We start from the raw sequence: 20107 nt of genomic DNA on the forward strand, positions 1-20107 counted from the left end.
TTTTTCTAGTTATTTAACTTGATAAATCCTCCGTCGATAGGGTAATCACTACCTGTGATAAATCCTGCTTCGTCGCTGCATAAATATAATGCTAATGCCGCGATTTCGTCTGGTTTTCCCATTCTTCCTATTGGTTGTGACTGAGATAATTTTTCGAACATTTCTTCTTCTTTACCAGCGTAATTTTTCGAAATAAAACCATCTACAAAAGGCGTGTGAACCCTTGCAGGTGAAATAGAATTACAACGAATATTTTCTTTTATATAATCTTTTGCAACAGATAGAGTCATTGCCATGACAGCTCCTTTTGCAGTAGAATACGCAAACCTGTCCGGAATACCAACCCATGCCGCAATTGAGGCCATATTTACAATAACACCACCATTTGAAAGTCTTAATTGTGGAATCGCTGCAAACAAACAGTTGTAAACTCCTTTTACATTCACATCCATAACACGATCAAAATCAGCTGCCGCAGTAGTATCTACTTTTCCAACATGCGCGATTCCGGCGTTATTGATCAAAATATTAATATTCCCAATTCTTTCGAATGTTGCTAAAACTTCTTCCTGGCTTGCAACATTACAGGCATGTGAAAATACTTTTCCGCCAATTGCCTGTATTTCTTCAACAGCCGTTTTAGCACTTTCTTCTGTTAATTCAATAATATGAACTTCAGCTCCTTGTTTTGCAAATAAAACCGAAATGGCCTTCCCTATTCCGCTACCACCACCAGTAACAACCGCTTTTTTATTTTGTAATGAAAACATGTGTTTTTATTTTAAATTTTATAATTATAGAGAAACTCCTCGTTTCCACGGAATAAAATCATCCTGATTTAATAAAACTGCTTTTGGAATAATTTCACCACTTGCCGCTTTAATACAATACTCCAAAATATCTTCTCCCATTTCTTCAATAGACTTTTCTCCGCTAATAATCGGACCACAATCGATATCAATAATATCGCTCATTTTTTGGGCCAGAATAGAATTTGTAGCCACTTTAATAACAGGACAAACCGGATTACCTGTTGGAGTTCCTAATCCTGTAGTAAACAAAATTAAGGTTGCTCCTGACGCCGCTTTACCAGTTGTAGCTTCTACATCATTTCCTGGTGTACAAACCAAACTTAAACCTGCTTTGGTTGCTTGTTCTGTATAATCTAATACATCAACGACTGGTGCTGTCCCTCCTTTTTTAGCTGCTCCTGCACTTTTTATCGCATCGGTTATTAACCCGTCTTTAATATTTCCCGGGGATGGATTCATATGAAATCCTGAACCTACTTTATGTGCCAATGCATCGTAAGACTGCATTAAATCAATGAATTTTTTAGCTACTGGTTCTGATATACAACGATCAATTAAGTTCTGTTCTACTCCACACAATTCAGGAAATTCAGCTAATAGTACTTTACCACCCAAAGCTACTAATAAATCGGAAGTATAACCCACAGCCGGATTAGCAGAAACGCCGCTAAAACCATCACTTCCTCCACATTTAACACCTAAACATAATTCGCTTAATGGAGCCGGAACTCTTTCTTGTTTGTTTATTTCAATTAATCCTTCAAAGGTCTTTTTAATAGCATCCGCAATCAATTGTTCTTCACTTTTTGACTGTTGTTGCTCAAAAATAAAGATTGGTTTATCAAAAGAAGGATTTTGCTTTTTTACATCATTTGTAAAATCCTGTACTTGCAAGTGTTGACAGCCTAAACTCAAAACTGTTATTCCCGCGACATTGGGATGATTGGCATACGAAGCCAGTAAAGCGCTCAATGTCGAAGCATCCTGACGCGTACCACCACAACCTCCCTGATGGTTTAAGAATTTAATTCCGTCTACGTTTTTGAAAACCTTATGCTCATTATGATCCGGAGCTAATTGAACATCGATCGCATCCAGACTTTCTCCTTTTTTATAAGCTTCAAGTAAATGGTGCGTATACTGCGTGTACTTATCACTTACTGAATAGCCTAACTCATTATGCAAGGCTTCACGTATTACATCCAGATTTCTGTTTTCACAAAATACCGTTGGAACAAATAACCAGTAATTAGCAGTTCCATAACGGCCATCATTTCTTTTATATCCTTTAAAAGTCCTGTCTTTATACTTTGAAACATCTGGTGCCTGCCATTCAAAATCAACGTCACGATACTGATATGGTTCAGCAGCATGTTTAAGATTATCTGTTGTCATTAGACTGCCTTTTGCAACATCATTTTGCACTTTTCCAACCAAAACACCATACATAATGATCTCAGCTCCCGCTTTTAAATCGGAAGTATAAAATTTATGTTTTGCCTTAATAGTGTCCTGCAGATTGTACGTTTCATTCTCAAAAGCAACACTTTCTCCTTTTCCCAGATCAGTTAATGCCACCAATACATTATCTTGAGGGTGCATTTTTACTACTAATCTTTTAACTCCGTTTTCTAACATATTATATAAATAGAATTTATGCTTTATTTGTTTTATGTCCATTAAAGGCGAACAATAGTATTACTGAAAAACAGATCAGCGGCACTATATACCCATTCTGAATACTTCCTGTAACATCTGAAATATATCCTAAAACCGGAGGAAGTAAAGCTCCTCCAACTATTGACATTACGATCAATGAAGATCCTATTTTTGTATTGTGTCCGAGTCCGTCAATTCCCATTGAAAAAATCGTAGGGAACATGATACTCATAAAAAAGGCAATTGCGATTAAAGTATAAACTACTAACATTCCTGTTCCGATTATTGCTACAACTGATAATAGTATTGTGATGATCGAATAAATGATCAATAATTTTCTTGGTTGTATGTATTGCATGAAGAATGTTCCGGCGAAGCGACCTAACATAAATGCCAGACCATAAAAACCTAAATACTTGGCAGCGATATCTTCATTTAAACCAGCCGAAGTGGTAGCCATTTTGATGAAAAAACTTCCCACACAAACCTGTGCTCCAACATAAAAGAATTGCGCTAAAATTCCCCATCGTAAACGCATTGATTTTAAGGCTCCCGCAAAACTAGCTCCCTCAACTCCTTCTTTATCTTCGTCTTTTACATCGGGCATATTGGTAAAATAAAAAACTACCGCTACTGATAAAATAATCAGTCCTAATATTAAATAAGGCATTTTTACACTTGCCGCTTCTTCTAAAATATGAGCGTGTAATGCTGCAGGCGACATTGCATCTAATTCAATCTTAGTTAAATTTTTCCCCGATAGAATCATTGGTCCAATGTAAGCCGGCGCAATAAAAGCAGCCAATCCATTAAACGATTGCGAAAAATTTAATCTTTTGGTTGCTGTTTCAGATGGTCCTAAAATGGTTACATAAGGATTCGCTGCTGTTTCCAAAAACGTAAGTCCGCAAGCGATTACAAACAGAGCTCCCAGAAAATAGATATATTGTAATGAATTGGCAGCAGGAACAAACAAAATGGAACCAATACCAAACAGTACTAATCCTATCATGATACCCGATTTATAACCGTATTTTCTCATGATATAACCTGCTGGCAGAGCCATAACAAAATAGGCGATGAAAACCGAAGAATCGATTAAAGAAGATTCTAAGTCTGTAAGATTAAATGCTTTTCTTAGATGCGGAATAAGTATCGGATCTAAGTTATGTACAAATCCCCAGAAAAAGAACAAGCTGGTTACCAATATAAAAGGAAAAAGCCATTTCTTATTTTCATTAGAACTAACATCCGTTTTAATATCTGTCTGCGTTATTAATGCCATATATTTTTTATTAAATTCATACATTTTTAGGAATATAAAAATATAATACCTGAAGTATATTAATTAATTCAATATTACCCTTGTTTAATTAGTAATTATCTTTTTTCGAAAAAAGTAAATAAATACTAATATTTAGAAAGAATGCGGAAAGTATTGATTTTTAACTGATCCGTCTTCAAACAGATCGATTATAGCATATCCCGGTGGCGTTTGCTTATAAAAACTCTTTCCGGCTGAATCTTTATCACCTGGCTCCCACCAGAAACCACTCAAAGCACCATTACAGTAATAGTGTACATTATTGTAAACCGCTTCATCCAGTAAATGAATATGTCCGCTAATACAAGTGATTTTTTTGTCTTTATGTTTATAGAAAAGATCGCTGATGTATTTTGAATCGGTATGGTTTCCTCCATCAACATGGGTGCATACAGCAAGAATAGGATAATGACTCATACACACAACCGGTGTACCAACAGCAATGGTTTGCAGGTCTTTTTCTAACCATAAACGTTGTTCTTCGTCTAAAGAACCACCGCCATTATTACTATCTAAAATTATAAAATGCCATCCTTTTTTATCAAAACTATAGTACCGATTAGGAATTCCTAGTTGCTTCACGACATGGTCTTTTCCATACATCGAATCTTGTTTATTCGGAGCCACCCACCACATATCATGATTTCCAAGACAGCTGTGCATTTCAAAATCATTAATTTCTTTAGTAGTTTCGCTCCAAACTTTCCATAATTCGTTTACCCTCTCTCTCGTAATATTATCATAATCTGCAGCATAGATAGAATCTCCTCCATTCAGGAAAAAATCAACTTTGTGTTTCTTTATTTCCTCCAAACATTGTACAAATCGCTCCGGTGCATTTTCTTCCGGGCGGATATGTACATCTGTGATATGCGCAATTCGCAACACTCTTTTAGATTTAGGGCTTTTTTCAGCAGCCGAAAGTATCGATGCAGAACCGCTCAATGCAACTGTCCCTGCTGTTAAACCAATATATTTTAATAATTCTCTTCTTTTCATTTTCTAGTTCTGGTTTTTTGGTTAGAAAAATTATTCTGCAGAATAAGGTCTGTCTTTTAGCGAAACACCCCAGGTTTTAGAAGGTTTTTCTCCCATTGTAAAAATCAGCTCTCCCCCCTTCATGATGTCCGAATGAAGCAGATAACTTTTTGTATACGGTTTTCCGTTTAAAGTTGCTTTTTGAATATAGATGTTTTTTGGACTGTTGTTTAAAGCTTTTATCGTAAAACTTTTTCCATCAGATAAATTCAATACCGACTCATCCATGCTTGGACTGCCGATAACATAAATCCCATTGAAAGGATTAACAGAATACATTCCCAAAGTACTCCAAACATACCAGGCTGACATTTGTCCGACATCTTCGTTTCCGCATAATCCGTCAGGTTTATCGCTGTATAAATTATCAACTATATAGCGTACTTTCTCCGCTGTTTTCCAAGGTTGTCCAACGAAATTGTATAAATAGGTAATATGATGACTTGGCTCGTTTCCGTGTGCATATTGCCCAATCAAACCCGTGATATCACTTGACGCTTCAGCACCCATGTCGCCTTTAACAACAAACAAATTATCCAGTTTTTTTGTAAAAGGTTTTTCTCCTCCCAACATGGCGATCAGTCCTTCAACATCGTGAGGTACTAACCAAGTGTATTGCCATGCATTTCCTTCAGCAAAATCATCTTTCATGTGTGCCGATTTAAAAGGATCAAAAGGCGTTCTCCATTGTGTATCGCTTACTTTTCCTCGTACAAAAGTGGTCGAGGCATCGTAATATTTTTTATAGGCTTTTGAGCGGTTGAAGAAATAATTGTAATCTTCGGTTTTGCCCATTTTTTTAGCCATCATGGCAATTGCGCCATCAGAAATAGCATATTCCATTCCGATCGCTACAGATTCTCTTAGACTATCTGCCGGAATGTAGCCGATTTTTTTAACGAAGTTCAATCCGCGATCGTCCTGCATTGCCGTAGCTTTCACTGCTTCAAAAGCTAACTCAGCGTTAATACCTTTTATACCTTTTAAGTACGCGTCAACAACAATCTGAATGGCACTGTTCCCGGGCATACAATAGGTTTCATTCCCCATCAAATGCCAAACGGGAAGATGACCTGTTTCCTGATAAATTGCCAACATTGAATTGATTATATCCGAAACTTTTTCCGTCTGTGTTAAAGTAAACAAAGGGTTTGCTCCTCTGTATGTATCCCACAAAGAAAAAGTCGTCAAATTTGTAAATCCTGCAGCCTTATGAACCTGTTTGTCTGAGCCGTAATAATCGCCGTTACTGTCATTGTAAGTAGACGGGGCAATCATCGTGTGATATAAAGCGGTGTAGAACGTTTTCAGTTTGGCAACATCGTTAGATTTTACCGAAATTTTATTCAGCTCTTTGTTCCATTTTTCATCAGCCTGAGCTGCTGTTTTTTCAAAGTCCCAACCTGAAATTTCTTTTTTAATGTTCATTAAAGCATTCTCCGTACTCACTGCCGAGATTCCAACTTTAATTTTTATCACTTCATCTTTTGAAGTTGAAAATTGAAGTACTGCTTTGGCACTGTCACCCAAAACCACTTTGTTAATCATCTCTTTTGTACTGTTGTACAATTGGATTTTTTTCGCTGGTTTTGACAAAATTGCTGCAAAATAAATGCGTTGGTCGTTTGCCCAACCTTTTGAAAAACGATAGCCTTCAATCAAAGTATCATTTTTTACACGGATGTACGTATCAACCGCTTTATCCCACCCAATTCCTTCTACCAAATCTAAAATGATATGTGATTTATCTGAAGCTGGAAAAGTATATTTTTGAAAACCCACTCTTTCAGAAGCTGTCATTTCAGCTTTGATTCCGTTTTTCTTCAAAATAACCGAATAATAACCTGGCTTAGCCACTTCATCCTTATGGTCAAAACCGGGGATATATCCGTTTTCCATGTCTTTGGCAGTCCCTTTCTTAAGGTTGATTTTACCAACTGCAGGCATAAAAAGAAAATCACCAAGATCCCCAATTCCGGTTCCACTTAAATGTGTATGAGAAAATCCAATGATAGTTGGATCAGAATAATGATAACCCGAACACCAATCCCAACCTTGTGAAATATTAACCGGTCCCAACTGAACCGCCCCAAAAGGAACATTCGCCCCCATAAAAACATGTCCGTGAAATCCAGTCCCAATAAAAGGATCTACATATTGTGTCAAATTTTGCTTAGAAACCTGACTGTGCAATTGCAGCGTACAAACCCCTAAAATTGCAAAAAATGCTGATTTAAATTTTCTATTCATTTTCTTCTGTTATTATATAAAGAGCAAAGCGATAAAAATCTTGCCTCTTGCCTCTTGCTTCTTTCTTCTTTCTTCTTTCTTCTATTCTCTATTTTCTATACTCTATTTTCTATTCTCTATTTTCTATTCTCTATTCTCTATTCTCTATTCTCTATTCTCTATATTCTATATTCTATTCTCTATATTCTATTCTCTATTTCCCAATCTCAAAACCCGTCTCCAACATCACATCTCTCGAATTTGAACCGATTTTCACTTTGTATTGTCCTTCGTAAATCTTAAATTGTTTTTTGGCATCATCCCACTTTTGAAGTTCTGACAATGGAATTTCCAACGTAATTGTTTTAGAATCCCCTTTAGCAATTGATACCCTTTTAAAAGCCTTTAATTCTTTTAATGGCATTCTTTCTAAATCTGGATATTGAATGTAAACCTGAGCTACTTCATCAGCATCATAATCTCCAGTATTTTCAATTTTTATTTGCATTGAAATTTTATCAGAAGACGTTTTCGTGTTTTCTGGTTTCTGAACCCAATTGTACCCAAAAGTGGTATAGCTTAATCCGAAACCAAAAGGATATTGTACTTCTTTATCGAAATAACGATAGGTTCTGCCGGCCATTGCATAGCTGTTATAATCAGGTAAATCACTAAAAGAGTTATAAAAACTAATTGGTAAATGTCCTGATGGAGATACTTTTCCGAAAAGAAGATTTGCCAAAGCTGTTCCACCCTGTTCTCCCGGATACCAGGCAAAAACAATCGCGTCAACATAAGGTTCAATTGCTGAAATATCAACAGCACTTCCTCCGGTGATTACCGCTATAAGAGGAGTTTTAGTTCCTTTTCGCAGTGCTTTAATATAGGCAATATGCGAAGCTGGCAAATCCATATTTTTTCTATCCCCTTTTCCGTCAGCCAAAAAAGCATCCCCTTCTTCGCCTTCATAAACCGGTGTAAAACCAATTACGGCAATCGTTGCATCAGCCATAGAAGCTGCCCAAACTCCACCAAAATTGGTTGTATCCGTAAAATCACAACCCATATCGTATTCTATACGAGTGTCAGGATCAACTGCGCCGGCAATTCCTTCAACAAAATTTACAGCTTTATCTGTAATTCCGTGATAATTCCCTAACAAAGCATCCAAAGAACCTGCATTTGGCCCTACTACCATCAGCGATTTGTAATTCTCTTTTTTCAGAGGCAGTAACTTTGTTTTCTTCTCACCTACTTCTCCATTTTTCAACAAAACCATACTTTGCTCGGCCATTTTTCGGCTAAGATTTCTGTGGTAAGAATTTGCTATACTGTCAATACCATATTTTCGATACGGATTATCTTCCGGTTTGTCATAAAACCCTAATTTGAACTGTGTGCGCAAGGTTGGAGCCAACGCATTGTCAATATCTTTGGTAGTAATCAATTTCTGGTTTAAGGCATTGATAGCATCTTTTTGTAACAATCCGCTACAATCCATATTTACACCTCTTTTTATGGCTTCCGCAGCAACAACTACACTGTTTGGTAATGTTTTATGGCCTTCGTAAATATCCTGCAATGCCCAGCAATCGGTTACTACATGTCCTCCGAATTTCCATTCTTTTCGTAGAATATCCTGAAGTAATGTTTTTCCGGTGCAGCAAGGTTCAGAATTGACTCTATTATAAGCACACATTACGGTTTCAACTTTAGCATCAACAAGCTTTTTAAAAGCGTACAAATAGGTTTCTCTTAAATCTTTTTCATCTACAATTACATCAATAGAATGTCTGGTTTTCTCTGGTCCGCTATGTACAGCAAAATGTTTAGCACATGCCGCTGTTTTCATGTATTTTGGATCTGTTCCCTGCAATCCTTTGATGTAAGCTGTTCCCATTTTTCCGGTAAGAAAAGGATCTTCACCATAGGTTTCCTGTCCTCTTCCCCAACGTGGATCCCTAAAAATATTTATGTTTGGTGACCAAAAATTCAGTCCCATATATTGCAAACGACGGTCTTTGGCTACAGCCATATTATTCTTCGCTCTTGCTTCGGTAGAAATTGCGTTTGCCACTTCATTCAACAACTCATCATTAAATGAAGCCGCCATTCCAATTGCTTGTGGAAAAACAGTTGCTTTTCCTGCTCTCGCTACGCCGTGTAAAGATTCGTTCCACCAATTGTATTGCGGAATATCTAATCTTTTTACTGCTTTGCTTTCAAATCCTAACAACGAAATTTTCTCCTCCGTAGTCAATTGTTTCAGTAAATCTTCAACTCTTTTGTCGACGGGTAAATTCTGATTTTTATAAGCAACCGTTTTTTGCTGGCCCTGCATTATTCCAACAGAAAAACAAAAAATCATTATAAACTTGTAGCTTCTTAAACAATTCATTTTCATATTTAATTACATTAAAATTAAAAAAATAAGGCTGATCAAATACAAGCGTTTTTCTCACAGGTCAAAAATCATTCTTGCCTATTTGCTGCCAAATTTGTATTATTTTTAGAAATTTAAAGATATAATTACTTCTGTTTATATATTAGGTCGATATTATCTTTATTTAATTATTATTTGCCCTTCTACTAAAGAAAAAAAAGAGATACTTCATAAGAAATATCCCTTTTTTAGCATTAACCAATCCACTTTATTACAATTTTTTATTCAGATATTCTCCTAAATGAGATATTCAAACTGCTTATTTTTTTTGAACTAATTTTACAATTGCTATTCCTTTTAAACTTTTCGAATTGTTTTTGGTACCGGCAAAATTTCCCCAGTTCAAACTCCAGTAATCTGATTTATCCATAATCAGCAATTCCTGTTGACCTGATTCCAGGATATTCATTTTTGCAGCTTGCAATCCATTTGAAATCACTTCTATTTTTTTATTTCCTGAAGTCAAATCCACAGACAAAATATTCTCTTTTGTTCCTCTGTACATTTCAGTTCCCTTCATATCTGCTTTTGCAGGATCAATAGTGCTTTTTAAATAATAATCATACATACCTTGCGAAACATCATAAGCAGGCTGAACGCGGTAGGTTTCTTTTATATCTGAAAAACGTTTGGCTTTACCTTCATTAGCGGAAACATGATTCGACGGATAAGTACTCCAATATCCTTTTCGTTTCCATTCTATCGTTTCAAAAGTATTCGCTACTGGCAGAGCCAATCCTATTTGCCAGGTGTACTCCGGAACATTCTCTACTTCATACTCTATATTTATTGTACCATCGACTTGATAAACCGTTATCATTTTTACAGGATAATCATCTATTGTACCTTCAGATGTAACTGTAACCATACTTTTATCATCCGTATTTACCATTGCACTTTTGACTTTGTATTCACCTGAATAGATACCTGGCGTTTCTTTAAAAGCATCCGGTTGTTTTGGTTTATTTACAATTACTCTGGTTGCTCCTGTTACTATTTTTTCTCCATTTATTTCAGAGCTTAAAAGCTGTCCCGTAACGGCGTCTAGTTTTACTGTTAATCCCTCACTTTCTAATGCAATTACTTTATCGGTCTTTTTTACATTCCATTTAAGTTTAAGTGTTTTTGCTTGTAGCGCTATTGGTTTGTTAAATGTAAGTTGCTCTTCATCGATCAGATTATTTTGCGAATCATAAAACTGTAACAGAACTGGACTATTTGTATCGCTGATCGCTACTTTAATTACTCCTTCTTCATGCGGTTTTAATGCGGGCATTGGCTGATCAAAACTTTTACCGTTGACCGTAATTTTCAATTTAATCTGATCTAAAGAAATATGATTAAATCTATTTTTAACAGGAACATTTAAGAACGCATTTACTTCTGTGCTTTCAAACTTTGTTTTTAAAACTCTAATAGGCGAATAGGCTTTTTTGGTGTTCCAGAATTCTGTTTTTTCTCTTCGCCACACATCTATAAATCCCCATGGTCCATAACCTGTTACGCCATCTTTTAAGTGAAAAGTTTCATCTGTCATTCCCCAGATAGCACCACCTAAATTTCCGGGTACATCAAAACGATTGGCCCACATTAAATCTAAACTTTGTCCCCAAAAATCTTTTACGTTGGGATCGGCTTTTAATAAAGTTGTATTATAGCAGGCCACGTGCGCCCACTCATCGCTTAATAAGGGCAAACTTTCGTGTTCCATGTTTTTAATTGCCAGCCCAAAATTTTCTTCGTCTTTACCTTTATAATCGGGATAATGTGCAACAGCTATATCAAAACATCTTTTATTTTCTTTAAAGGCAGTCGCCGGCCATGACCACGAAACAGGTCTTGACAAATCAACAGATTTTACGAATTCATATTCTTTCTGGAAATTAATTCCGTAGTCACTTTCATTCCCAATGGACCACATTATAACCGCTGCGTGATTTCTATCACGATCAATCATTTCACTTAACTGTCCTAAATATCTTGAAGTAAATGCCGGGTCATTACTTGTTTCTCCTAATTTTTTATAAACGCCTTCTCGCCAATCGTTCACAAAGCAAATGGCAGTTTCTTCCTGAACATAAATTCCATATTTATCAGCAAATTCCAGAAAGTCCTGCGAAGGAGGATAATGTGAGGTCCGAATAAAATTCAAATTGGCTTTTTTGGCCATTGCAACATCCAGACTATCATAATGTCGATTGGTACTTCTTCCTAATAAAGGATGCATATCATGTCTGCAGCCTCCACGGAGTTTAATGGGCTCACCGTTTACCAGCACTCTTTTTCCGTCTACAACAACTTTTCTAAAACCTATTTTTTGTTCAATTTTTTCTTCGGATTTTCCAGCTGAAATTAATTCTGCTTTCAAAGTATACAAATAAGGCTGTTCCTGATTCCACAAAATCGGATTTGCAACAGTAACCGAAAATTTACCTTCTCCATTATTCGCCAAATCAAAAGTTTGTGGCTGATTTAAAACCGCTTTACCACCGGCATCATACAATTGAAATTTAATTTTACTATTCCCTTTAGCTTTACTTTTGGCTACAGTAAGAGAAAGTTTTGCTTCCTTAAAATCATTTTCAAAATCAGTTTGCACATAAAATCGATTGATATAATCATTAGGTACTACAAGCAATTGAACTTCTCTTAAGATTCCTCCAATGGGATGAAATGCATAACCGGAAGCATATGAAATATCGTCTGCCCTGTCTGTAACGCCAACATACACAATTGCAGGTTTTCCGGGTTGAACAAATGCGCTGATATCAGCATCCCAAGCCGTAAATCCTCCAAAATGCTCGCGTACGAAATGACCGTTTACAAAAACTCGCGCATAGCTGTAAACGCCATTAAAACGGATAAGAGTCGTTTTGTTTTTCGCGCTCGCCGGAACATTAACTGTTGTTTTATAAAAGAATTCTTTGTCGTTTTCTACTTTAAAACCCTGCATAGCCGGCTCGCCTGGTACCTGAATTTTCTGCCAGTTTCCTGAATCATTTTTCCAAACTTCATTACCCGGATTCATGTTTATTTCCCATGAACCATTTAAGCTGACTTTAGCTTTTGGTACACCACTGGTTTCTGACGGAATTATCGCGAGCGCTTTCCTGCCCTCTGCTATAAATTGTTGTGCATTTACGGCAGAAGCCATGACTGTGCAAAGTACAAATACAAAAATCTTTTTCATTTATTGTTCTGTTTAATTGTAAGTATCAATTTTACTTTTAATCTCTTTTTTGTTCTTAAAAACTTTTTCGAAATTACATCATAAACTCGTTCACGAACTACGCTCCGTTAACGGATACTTAAACTATTTTAATCATTTTCATATCATTTGAGGCGAAAAAAGGATACGATACTTTTTCTCTAATTCTTTTAAAAATAAATTGATCTTATCCTTTCTGTTTGATTTTTCTATTCATTCGAAGAAACAAAAAAGGTGAAATTGATTTACTATTGTATCAACTTCACCTTTTCTAATTTTTGCTGTTTATTTCAGATTTTCGAACATTACAATTGCGGTATACAAAACACCAGCTTCGCCTCTGAAAGTACCTGAACCTCTTGGCTCATTTTTTATTGAATACCATTCGAAGAAACCATTATTGTCTTTCACACGTTTCAACATTGGCTGTATTTCTCTATAAGCTTCTTCAACATAACCGTATTTAATTAATTGTTGAATGGTTCTGGCTCCAAACCAGGTCCAGTCGCCACCATTTTGATAACTGTAAACCGGATTCATAATCTTGTTTACAAAATAACCATTAGGATAAGGAGGATAAAGTGTCAGACCAATAGAAGGTGCTCCGGCTTCTTTTACTCTTTTTACCATTTCATCTAAGGACGCTTTTACTTCTTTTTTACTCAATAAGCCTGCTTCCATAGCAACTGTTGTACCACCGAAATAGAAAATATTATCTTCATCAAAATCAGCAGGAAAAGGTGATCCGTTCAAATACAAGTGCGGAATGTATTTTTGCTTTTTGGCATCCCAAAGATAAGTGCGAGTGTTTTTTGCTACGTCTTTTCTAATTTTATCCCATTTCTTTTTAGTTGATGGCATAATTTCCATCATGTTATTCAGAGCCACAATAAACATTGCATTGTCATAGATATCGCAGGCAACATGTGTATGTCCATCAATATCAACTCCATAACCTTCTTCGGGTTGTACGTCTCCCCAATCTGCCGTTGTTGCTCCTGTAATTAGTCCGTACTTTTCAGTGTAACGGTTTTTCATTAAAAAATCCATTGACCACTCTAATCTCTCTGCAACGGTTTTATCTCCAACTTTTTCTGCCAAAATAGAGGTATCACCGGTTGATTGAATGTATTTGTAAACCGCTTGTACCAGTGATGTTTCCTGATCTGTTTCAACTGTATTTTTATGAGCGGCATATCTTGGTTCTAGTTTTGAATAAGAGAAATCTGTTTCACCTGCACCAATTTGTTCTTTAGGTGTATAACCGTCAATGATGTTTCCATCTTCTCCCTGCATTCGGAAAAATACCAAAAGGTTTTCTTTTATATCTTCTTTTTTAGTCACCTGAGCGGCCAGTTCAATAAAAGTATTGTAGTCACGAATCCAGACTTCGCGATAGCCATCGCCGGCATTTACTCCGGTTTTCATTACTTCCAATGCCTTATTTTTCACAAATGGCATGTATTGATCGTTTTTTATTTTATCTGTTAATGCCTTATCTATCACCTGCTTTTGTTGTGCTATAGTGGTCAATGCAAAGGCGAGACTTGCTATTGAAGAAAGAATTTTTCTCATGTGTTAATCGAAATTGTATTGGTTAGAATATAGAAGTTAGTATGTCTTCATTTACTTGTACTCATCGAGGGCGGTGGTGTTTTGATACCCCATTTTTTGTTTGGATTTGGTCCCATATCAAAGATTAAAATGCCTCCATCTGTAAGTTTCTTGCGATAGATCCAGGCATTTTCAATCTTCTCTCCGTTAAAAGTAGCCGATTGAATATATCTGTTTGCCTTTGAATTGTTTTTGGCTTCAATTATCAATTCATCGCCTTTATAATATTTCTTATCCAGTTTGATCGTTACTTTATCAAACAATGGACTTCCAAATTGAAAAGTCGGATTCATGGCTGCGTGTCCCTGAACATCAAATAATCCCATGGATGCCATTACAAACCACGCGCCCAATTGTCCCTGATCTTCATCCTGACCAAATCCGTAACCGTGAAGTGGTTCTGTGCCATAGAATTCATCACAGATCGTACGCGACCATTTTTGTGTCAGCCAGGGTTTTCCTGAATAATTAAAGAGGAATGAATGGTGCAGACAAGGCTGATTTCCGTGATTATAAAGCTTTTCCAATCCAGAGAAACTGTCCACTCCTTTTCCACCGCCAAAAGTTGATTTCTGGCTTTCTACAAATGTTGTTTCCAGTCGTTTGTTGAATAAATCTTTACCAAGAATTTTAATTAATCCTGCAGGATCTTGTGGAACATACCAGGTATATTGGTAACCATTCGCTTCCTGAAACCCTCTCCAGGCTTGCATTGGGTCGAACTTTTCTATGAATTTACCATTCTCATATCTCGGACGGATAAATTTGGTTTCCGGATCAAAGATATTTTTCCAATTTCCTGCCTGCTTTATTAGTTTGTCATAATCCTTCTTTTTGCCTAAGGCCTTTGCAAATTGCGCAACGCCGTAAGAGGTATAAGCAAATTCTAAAGTATGGGAGGCTCCAAAATTAAATATCCATCCGTTAGCCAATAGTGTGTCTTTTGAAGGAATATAACCTTCTTTTACAAAATAAGCCAAATCGTATTTTCCTGAACCAAACGGACGACCGCTATAGCCTGTTTCATTTTTATAAGCAATCTTATAGGCTTCTTGTACATTAAAATCACGAATACCACAATTATACGTTGAAGCAATCATTAAACCAAAACAATTTGTTTGTACACCATTAGAATGTGCACCTGCCGCCACTCCATCGTGTAACCAGCCTGTTTCTTTTGCAAAATCAATATTCGACTGAATATATTCGCTTAAATAATCAGGATAAGCCAATGCCCAAAGCTGACTCAAATTCCAGAATCCGCCCCAAATTCCATCTGTATTGTAATGATTGTATTTTGGTTTTCCGTCTGCATTCAAAGGAATATGACCGATTTTTCCATCGTGTCTCGGATAACTTCCATTCGCATCACTTGCTAATCCACGTCCTAAGAGCGCGTGATATAAAGCCGTGTAGAATTTTACTTTATTGATATTGTTCGTGGTCTGAACTCTAATGCGACCTAATTTCTCATTCCATTTCTCGTGTGCTGTTTGTTTTACAGCATCAAAAGTTTGTCCCTCTGCTTCCGCTTTCAAATTTAACTTTGCATTCTCGATACTGGTGTACGAAAGTCCCACCTGCATCTCCACAACTTCTCCTTTTTTGGTTGCAAAATTCACATACATTCCGTTTCCAATTCCTTTGGTTTCTGATTGATTATCAAAGGTTTTATCTTCGACAAATGAACCATAACTTTCAGGTGTCTTATTCATCTGAATCACAAAATACATTTTCACGCGTTTTTCGGGATCACAGAATTTTAAATATTCCGGATACGTTTCGATTGTTCCTTCTAATGTATTTTTTCCTGAAAGTTTCATTGTCGCTTCTGTCACACCGCTGCTTTCGCCCTGACGATGACCGATATCAAAAATGATACGTGATTGTTTAGATTCAGGAAAAGTATAACGATGAAAACCGACTCTTTCCGTTGCCGTTAATTCGGCTTTAATTCCATATTCTTTCAGAAAAACGGAATAATAGCCCGGCTCCGCATGTTCGGTTTTTTTATCAAAAGTCGATCGATAGCCTGTTTCCGGTTTTTCTAAAGTTCCCGGAGTAGTTTGCAATTTTCCTGTTACCGGCATTGCTACCAAACCACCAATTTGAAATTCATGAAAATGGCCAAAACCTTCAATCGAGGTATGACGATCGTCGTAACCACAGGGTTCCCAGCTTCCAATACTTCCATAAGCATTGGTATGCGGAGCTAGTTTTGCCATTCCAAAAGGCAAAGAAGCCGGAGTATAAAAAAACCAACGTCCGTGTACTGATCCAATTTGCGGATCTACCCAGGAAGCCGGATTGAAACTGTCTTTTTTCTTTGAACAGGAAAAAAGCAAAATGGTCATTACCAGCAGCAAAACTATTCTTGAAATTGTTTTCATATCTGTTTATTCTGTTTAAGATTAACTTTTCTGTTTTTATCCCTTTTTACATTTTCAATAAAAACTCCGAAACTCCACTTCCAACCATATTAATTTCTGCAGCATTTGATTTTTCATCTCCGGTTGATACGTCAATAATAGACTTCGGAAGTAAAGATTTCCAAATAAATTTAGTTTGTTCTGCAGATTTCTCCGGATTGAATAAACGCATCAATATTGTTCCATCTTCATTTGGTGTCAGACTCGTTACTACAATTTTAGTGTTTGTCAATTCAAAAAGATTTGAAGACAACTTTACATCTTCATTAATAGCCATTCCAATCAAAGGTTGTGTAAACTCAGCTGCCGCTTTTTCCATTTCCACATCATTTACTTCTGCATGCGGACGAAGCGCGTATTTAAAATTCACAACTCCTTCCTGATCGGCTTTATAATTGGTATGCCAATAGTTGTTCATCACATAACTGAACCAGATCGCTGTTGGTTTCTCCGCTTTTTTCCATTCTTTATGATTGGGTACAACCTCTTTTCGTTCATCGATAAGACTGTTTGGCTCCACCAAAGGCGATTCCAATAACATCCACTGAATTCCTTTATCTCCGGCAGAAACATCTACCCATCTTCTACCATACAAATAATCCATGTTTGATCCGGCCAATTGGTCTTTTAAGAATTCCATCGATCCGTAACCCGCATCAAGAGTCGTTTTGGTAAATTGTGTATTAAATGGATATCCAAAATGAACTCCCTCTTTTGTTCTAACCGCTTTTTTATCTAAAATATTCTGTATTAATACTTCATCACTTCCGCTGTAAAGTGAAAGAATACGCTCTAATTTATTGGCTCCAGGCGCATCAGAAGTAATCCAAACTGCTGTTAACACCGGACCTTTTTCGATAATTTTAACCTGAACGTCTCCGTTAGTTTGTACTTCTTCCGGATTTAGTCCCGGTACATACCAATAACTGTTTAATCCTTGTTGCTTAAAATCTCCAGCGTAATTAAAATCGGAAACTGCTTTCAGATTCGTAATACTTCCATTGTTTCTATCCCAGCTAAATTCAATTTTCCCGTTTGATAAAGAATTTTCACCCAAAACAAATTTGCTCGTTAAAACTGGCGCAACTTTGTTTGTTATTTCATAAATGGCAGTTCCAAAAGCTGGAACTTCTTTTGCTATAAAGGCATACTTTCCGTTGCTCAATTTTTGCAAAGGCAAAATATTTCCGTTTGTATCTTTAATTGATTTCCCTTCAGCGTTTGTTTTCAGCGTAACCAATCCGGTTCTTTTCCACGAAGAAGTATTAAAAACGGCTATTTTTTTTGATTGGGAATTACTAATCTTTTCAAACAAACTTTTCTCTAATACATTAATCTGAGTATCTGCATCGAGCATAAATTGCCTTTTAATTCGCCATTGTTCGGTTACAAAAGGAGCGTCAGGAGCTGTTGTACTATTATGTGCTCCCCAGGTATGTTCATGAAACATGATGATATTTCTCCAGGCTTCATAGAAATTTTGTTCGCTGTATTTTTTAGGATCCAACATGGTATACAGCGTAGTCAATTGTTGAAGACGTAAACTATTTACTCTGTTTTGCCCTTCTTCCTGAGCGGTCGAAAGTGCACCATCTTCCCAATACGGAGTCAAATCTCCTTTTACTGTCGGAATTTTATCGCCATACTTTTTCTCGAAAGCTTCAAACATTTTCTCCGTAGTATTCAGGATCAATTTTGGAGAAGCATATTTTTCATTCCATTTTTTCACAAAATCAGGACTATTAGGTTCAATCGGGCCATTGTCAGCAACAATGTTAAAACGCCATTGTACCATATCATACGGATAATTATTCTCAGTTAATTCATTTAAATAATCTGCAATCTTTTTGGGTGCTCTTTCGTAAATGTTTCCTGGTTGCATTCCATGCCATGATGAATACCCTTTCGCTCCAGCCCAAAACAAGATTTTTTCCTCTCCTGAAGGTGATGTCCACCAAACTGGTTTGTCTCCCCAATTTTTCAGAAAATGTCCTGCTCTGTCTCCTCTGTAAGGATGATCTAATCCCATAAAATTAGAGCCAATCGAGAAATATTTCACTCCTCCTTTTGAAAGTGCCGTTACGGTAGACCACGCAAAACCAGGCACATCTGAAATCATGGCACTGTTAATCTTAAAACCAAATTCCTTGCGTAGTTTGGCTGCATAATCTGTGTAATGAAACATCTCTTCGGCCTGACTCATACCTGTTAGCATATTTACGTACAAAGCCGAAAGAAAAATATCTCCATTTTTTACAGCCGCAACAAACTTCTCTTTTTGGGTTGGAGTAGCTACTTTTAAGTAATTTTCGACTGCCCATATAGACTCAATATTCCATTTGAATTTTGCTTCTTCCGGATATGATTTTGTTTTTTCAATCATAGCCAGAGCATCATCAATGTTTTTATTGTGAATTTTCAGAATCTCAGGCTGCAAATCAGAATAACCAATATCAGTATGAGAATGATGTAACAAGTGAAGTTCTCTGTATACAACCGGTTTTACAGCAAAATAATCATCAACAAAAATCTTATTATTTACGCTTGCTACAACTTTAATTTTTTCTTCTTTATTGACTGCAGTAACCGGAACATCAAAACTGTTCATTCCGTCTTTGGCGACATAAGTATATTCTTGTTTACCATTGATTTTTACTTTTACAGGTTCGTCTTTTCCAAAATGCAAAACGGTAACCACAATAGGTTGTGTCCCATTTTTTAGAAGAAAAGGCATCGGAGCAACTTTTACATTTTCTTCAAATGCAAACTTGAAAGTCATAAACCAATCGTTACTATTTTGTTTCTGACCCACGATTTTGATTCGAGTTGCCTGTCCTGCTTTTACCTTACTCACAGGAAGTCGCAAAAAGGCATAGCCTTGCGAGTCATTTGCACCATCAAGCTTAATTTGTTGAAATGCCAATGCTGATCCGTCCTCTCCATTAAAAATCCAGTTTGGTTTTTGATTTTTAGGTAAAGTTGTAAAAGCCAGAATCTTTTTTCCATCAACATACAAATCGTAGTTTCGATCACCACTACTTGTTCCTGTTGAATGTCCTGCCACCCAACTGAAATAAACATAATCGCCTTTTATTTTATTTGGAACTGGCGACGTCTCCCACTCAATTGTCTTATTCCCGTCTGTATTTCTGGTCAAAAGTGCCACCGTCGCATAATCCTGAAAAGCCGAATTATACGTGATATTTTCACCCGTAATTTCTTTTGCAAAACCATTAATCCAATTTATTTTTCCAAAATAAGGAACTTCCTTTTGAGCGAAAATTGATTGTGTCAAGATTAGCAAAAAGACCAGGGATAACTGTCTGATGTTTCGTTTTACTATATTCATAT

10 protein-coding genes are annotated in these 20107 nt (G+C 36.5%); all 10 read right to left on the reverse strand.

Annotation, left to right across the window (positions count from 1 at the left end; genetic code table 11):
• Positions 1-5: 5 nt before the first annotated feature.
• Complete coding sequence (locus tag AC3ITQ_RS17425; RefSeq protein ID WP_489235406.1) at positions 6-770, reverse strand: SDR family NAD(P)-dependent oxidoreductase; 765 nt, start codon at positions 768-770, stop codon at positions 6-8.
• A gap of 24 nt (positions 771-794) precedes the next feature.
• Positions 795-2414: a UxaA family hydrolase gene (locus tag AC3ITQ_RS17430; protein ID WP_489235407.1), complete on the reverse strand. Its 1620-nt coding sequence runs from the start codon at positions 2412-2414 to the stop codon at positions 795-797.
• Positions 2415-2466: 52 nt separating this feature from the next.
• The gene (gene fucP, locus AC3ITQ_RS17435; protein WP_489235408.1) at positions 2467-3780 is read right to left on the reverse strand and encodes an L-fucose:H+ symporter permease; all 1314 of its coding nucleotides are present in this window, start codon (positions 3778-3780) and stop codon (positions 2467-2469) included.
• A 108-nt stretch (positions 3781-3888) separates the two neighbouring features.
• Positions 3889-4794, reverse strand: coding sequence for a metallophosphoesterase family protein (locus AC3ITQ_RS17440; RefSeq protein WP_489235409.1), 906 nt, complete (start codon positions 4792-4794; stop codon positions 3889-3891).
• Between the two features lie 30 nt (positions 4795-4824).
• Positions 4825-7083: a GH92 family glycosyl hydrolase gene (locus AC3ITQ_RS17445; protein WP_489235410.1), complete on the reverse strand. Its 2259-nt coding sequence runs from the start codon at positions 7081-7083 to the stop codon at positions 4825-4827.
• A gap of 193 nt (positions 7084-7276) precedes the next feature.
• Positions 7277-9430 carry a glycoside hydrolase family 3 N-terminal domain-containing protein gene (locus AC3ITQ_RS17450; RefSeq protein WP_489235411.1) on the reverse strand — a complete coding sequence of 718 codons (2154 nt, stop codon included), beginning with the start codon at positions 9428-9430 and terminating at the stop codon, positions 7277-7279.
• A 334-nt stretch (positions 9431-9764) separates the two neighbouring features.
• Entirely contained in the window at positions 9765-12695 is a 2931-nt protein-coding gene (locus tag AC3ITQ_RS17455) for a glycoside hydrolase family 2 protein (RefSeq protein ID WP_489235412.1), read from the reverse strand.
• 303 nt (positions 12696-12998) lie between these two features.
• Positions 12999-14288, reverse strand: a complete 1290-nt coding sequence (locus AC3ITQ_RS17460; RefSeq protein WP_489235413.1) for a GH36-type glycosyl hydrolase domain-containing protein — start codon at positions 14286-14288, stop codon at positions 12999-13001.
• Between the two features lie 47 nt (positions 14289-14335).
• Entirely contained in the window at positions 14336-16717 is a 2382-nt protein-coding gene (locus AC3ITQ_RS17465; protein ID WP_489235414.1) for a GH92 family glycosyl hydrolase, read from the reverse strand.
• Positions 16718-16763: 46 nt separating this feature from the next.
• Complete coding sequence (locus AC3ITQ_RS17470; protein ID WP_489235415.1) at positions 16764-20105, reverse strand: glycoside hydrolase family 38 N-terminal domain-containing protein; 3342 nt, start codon at positions 20103-20105, stop codon at positions 16764-16766.
• Between the last annotated feature and the right edge of the window lie 2 nt (positions 20106-20107).

Source organism: Flavobacterium sp. KH_001, from assembly GCF_057840745.1.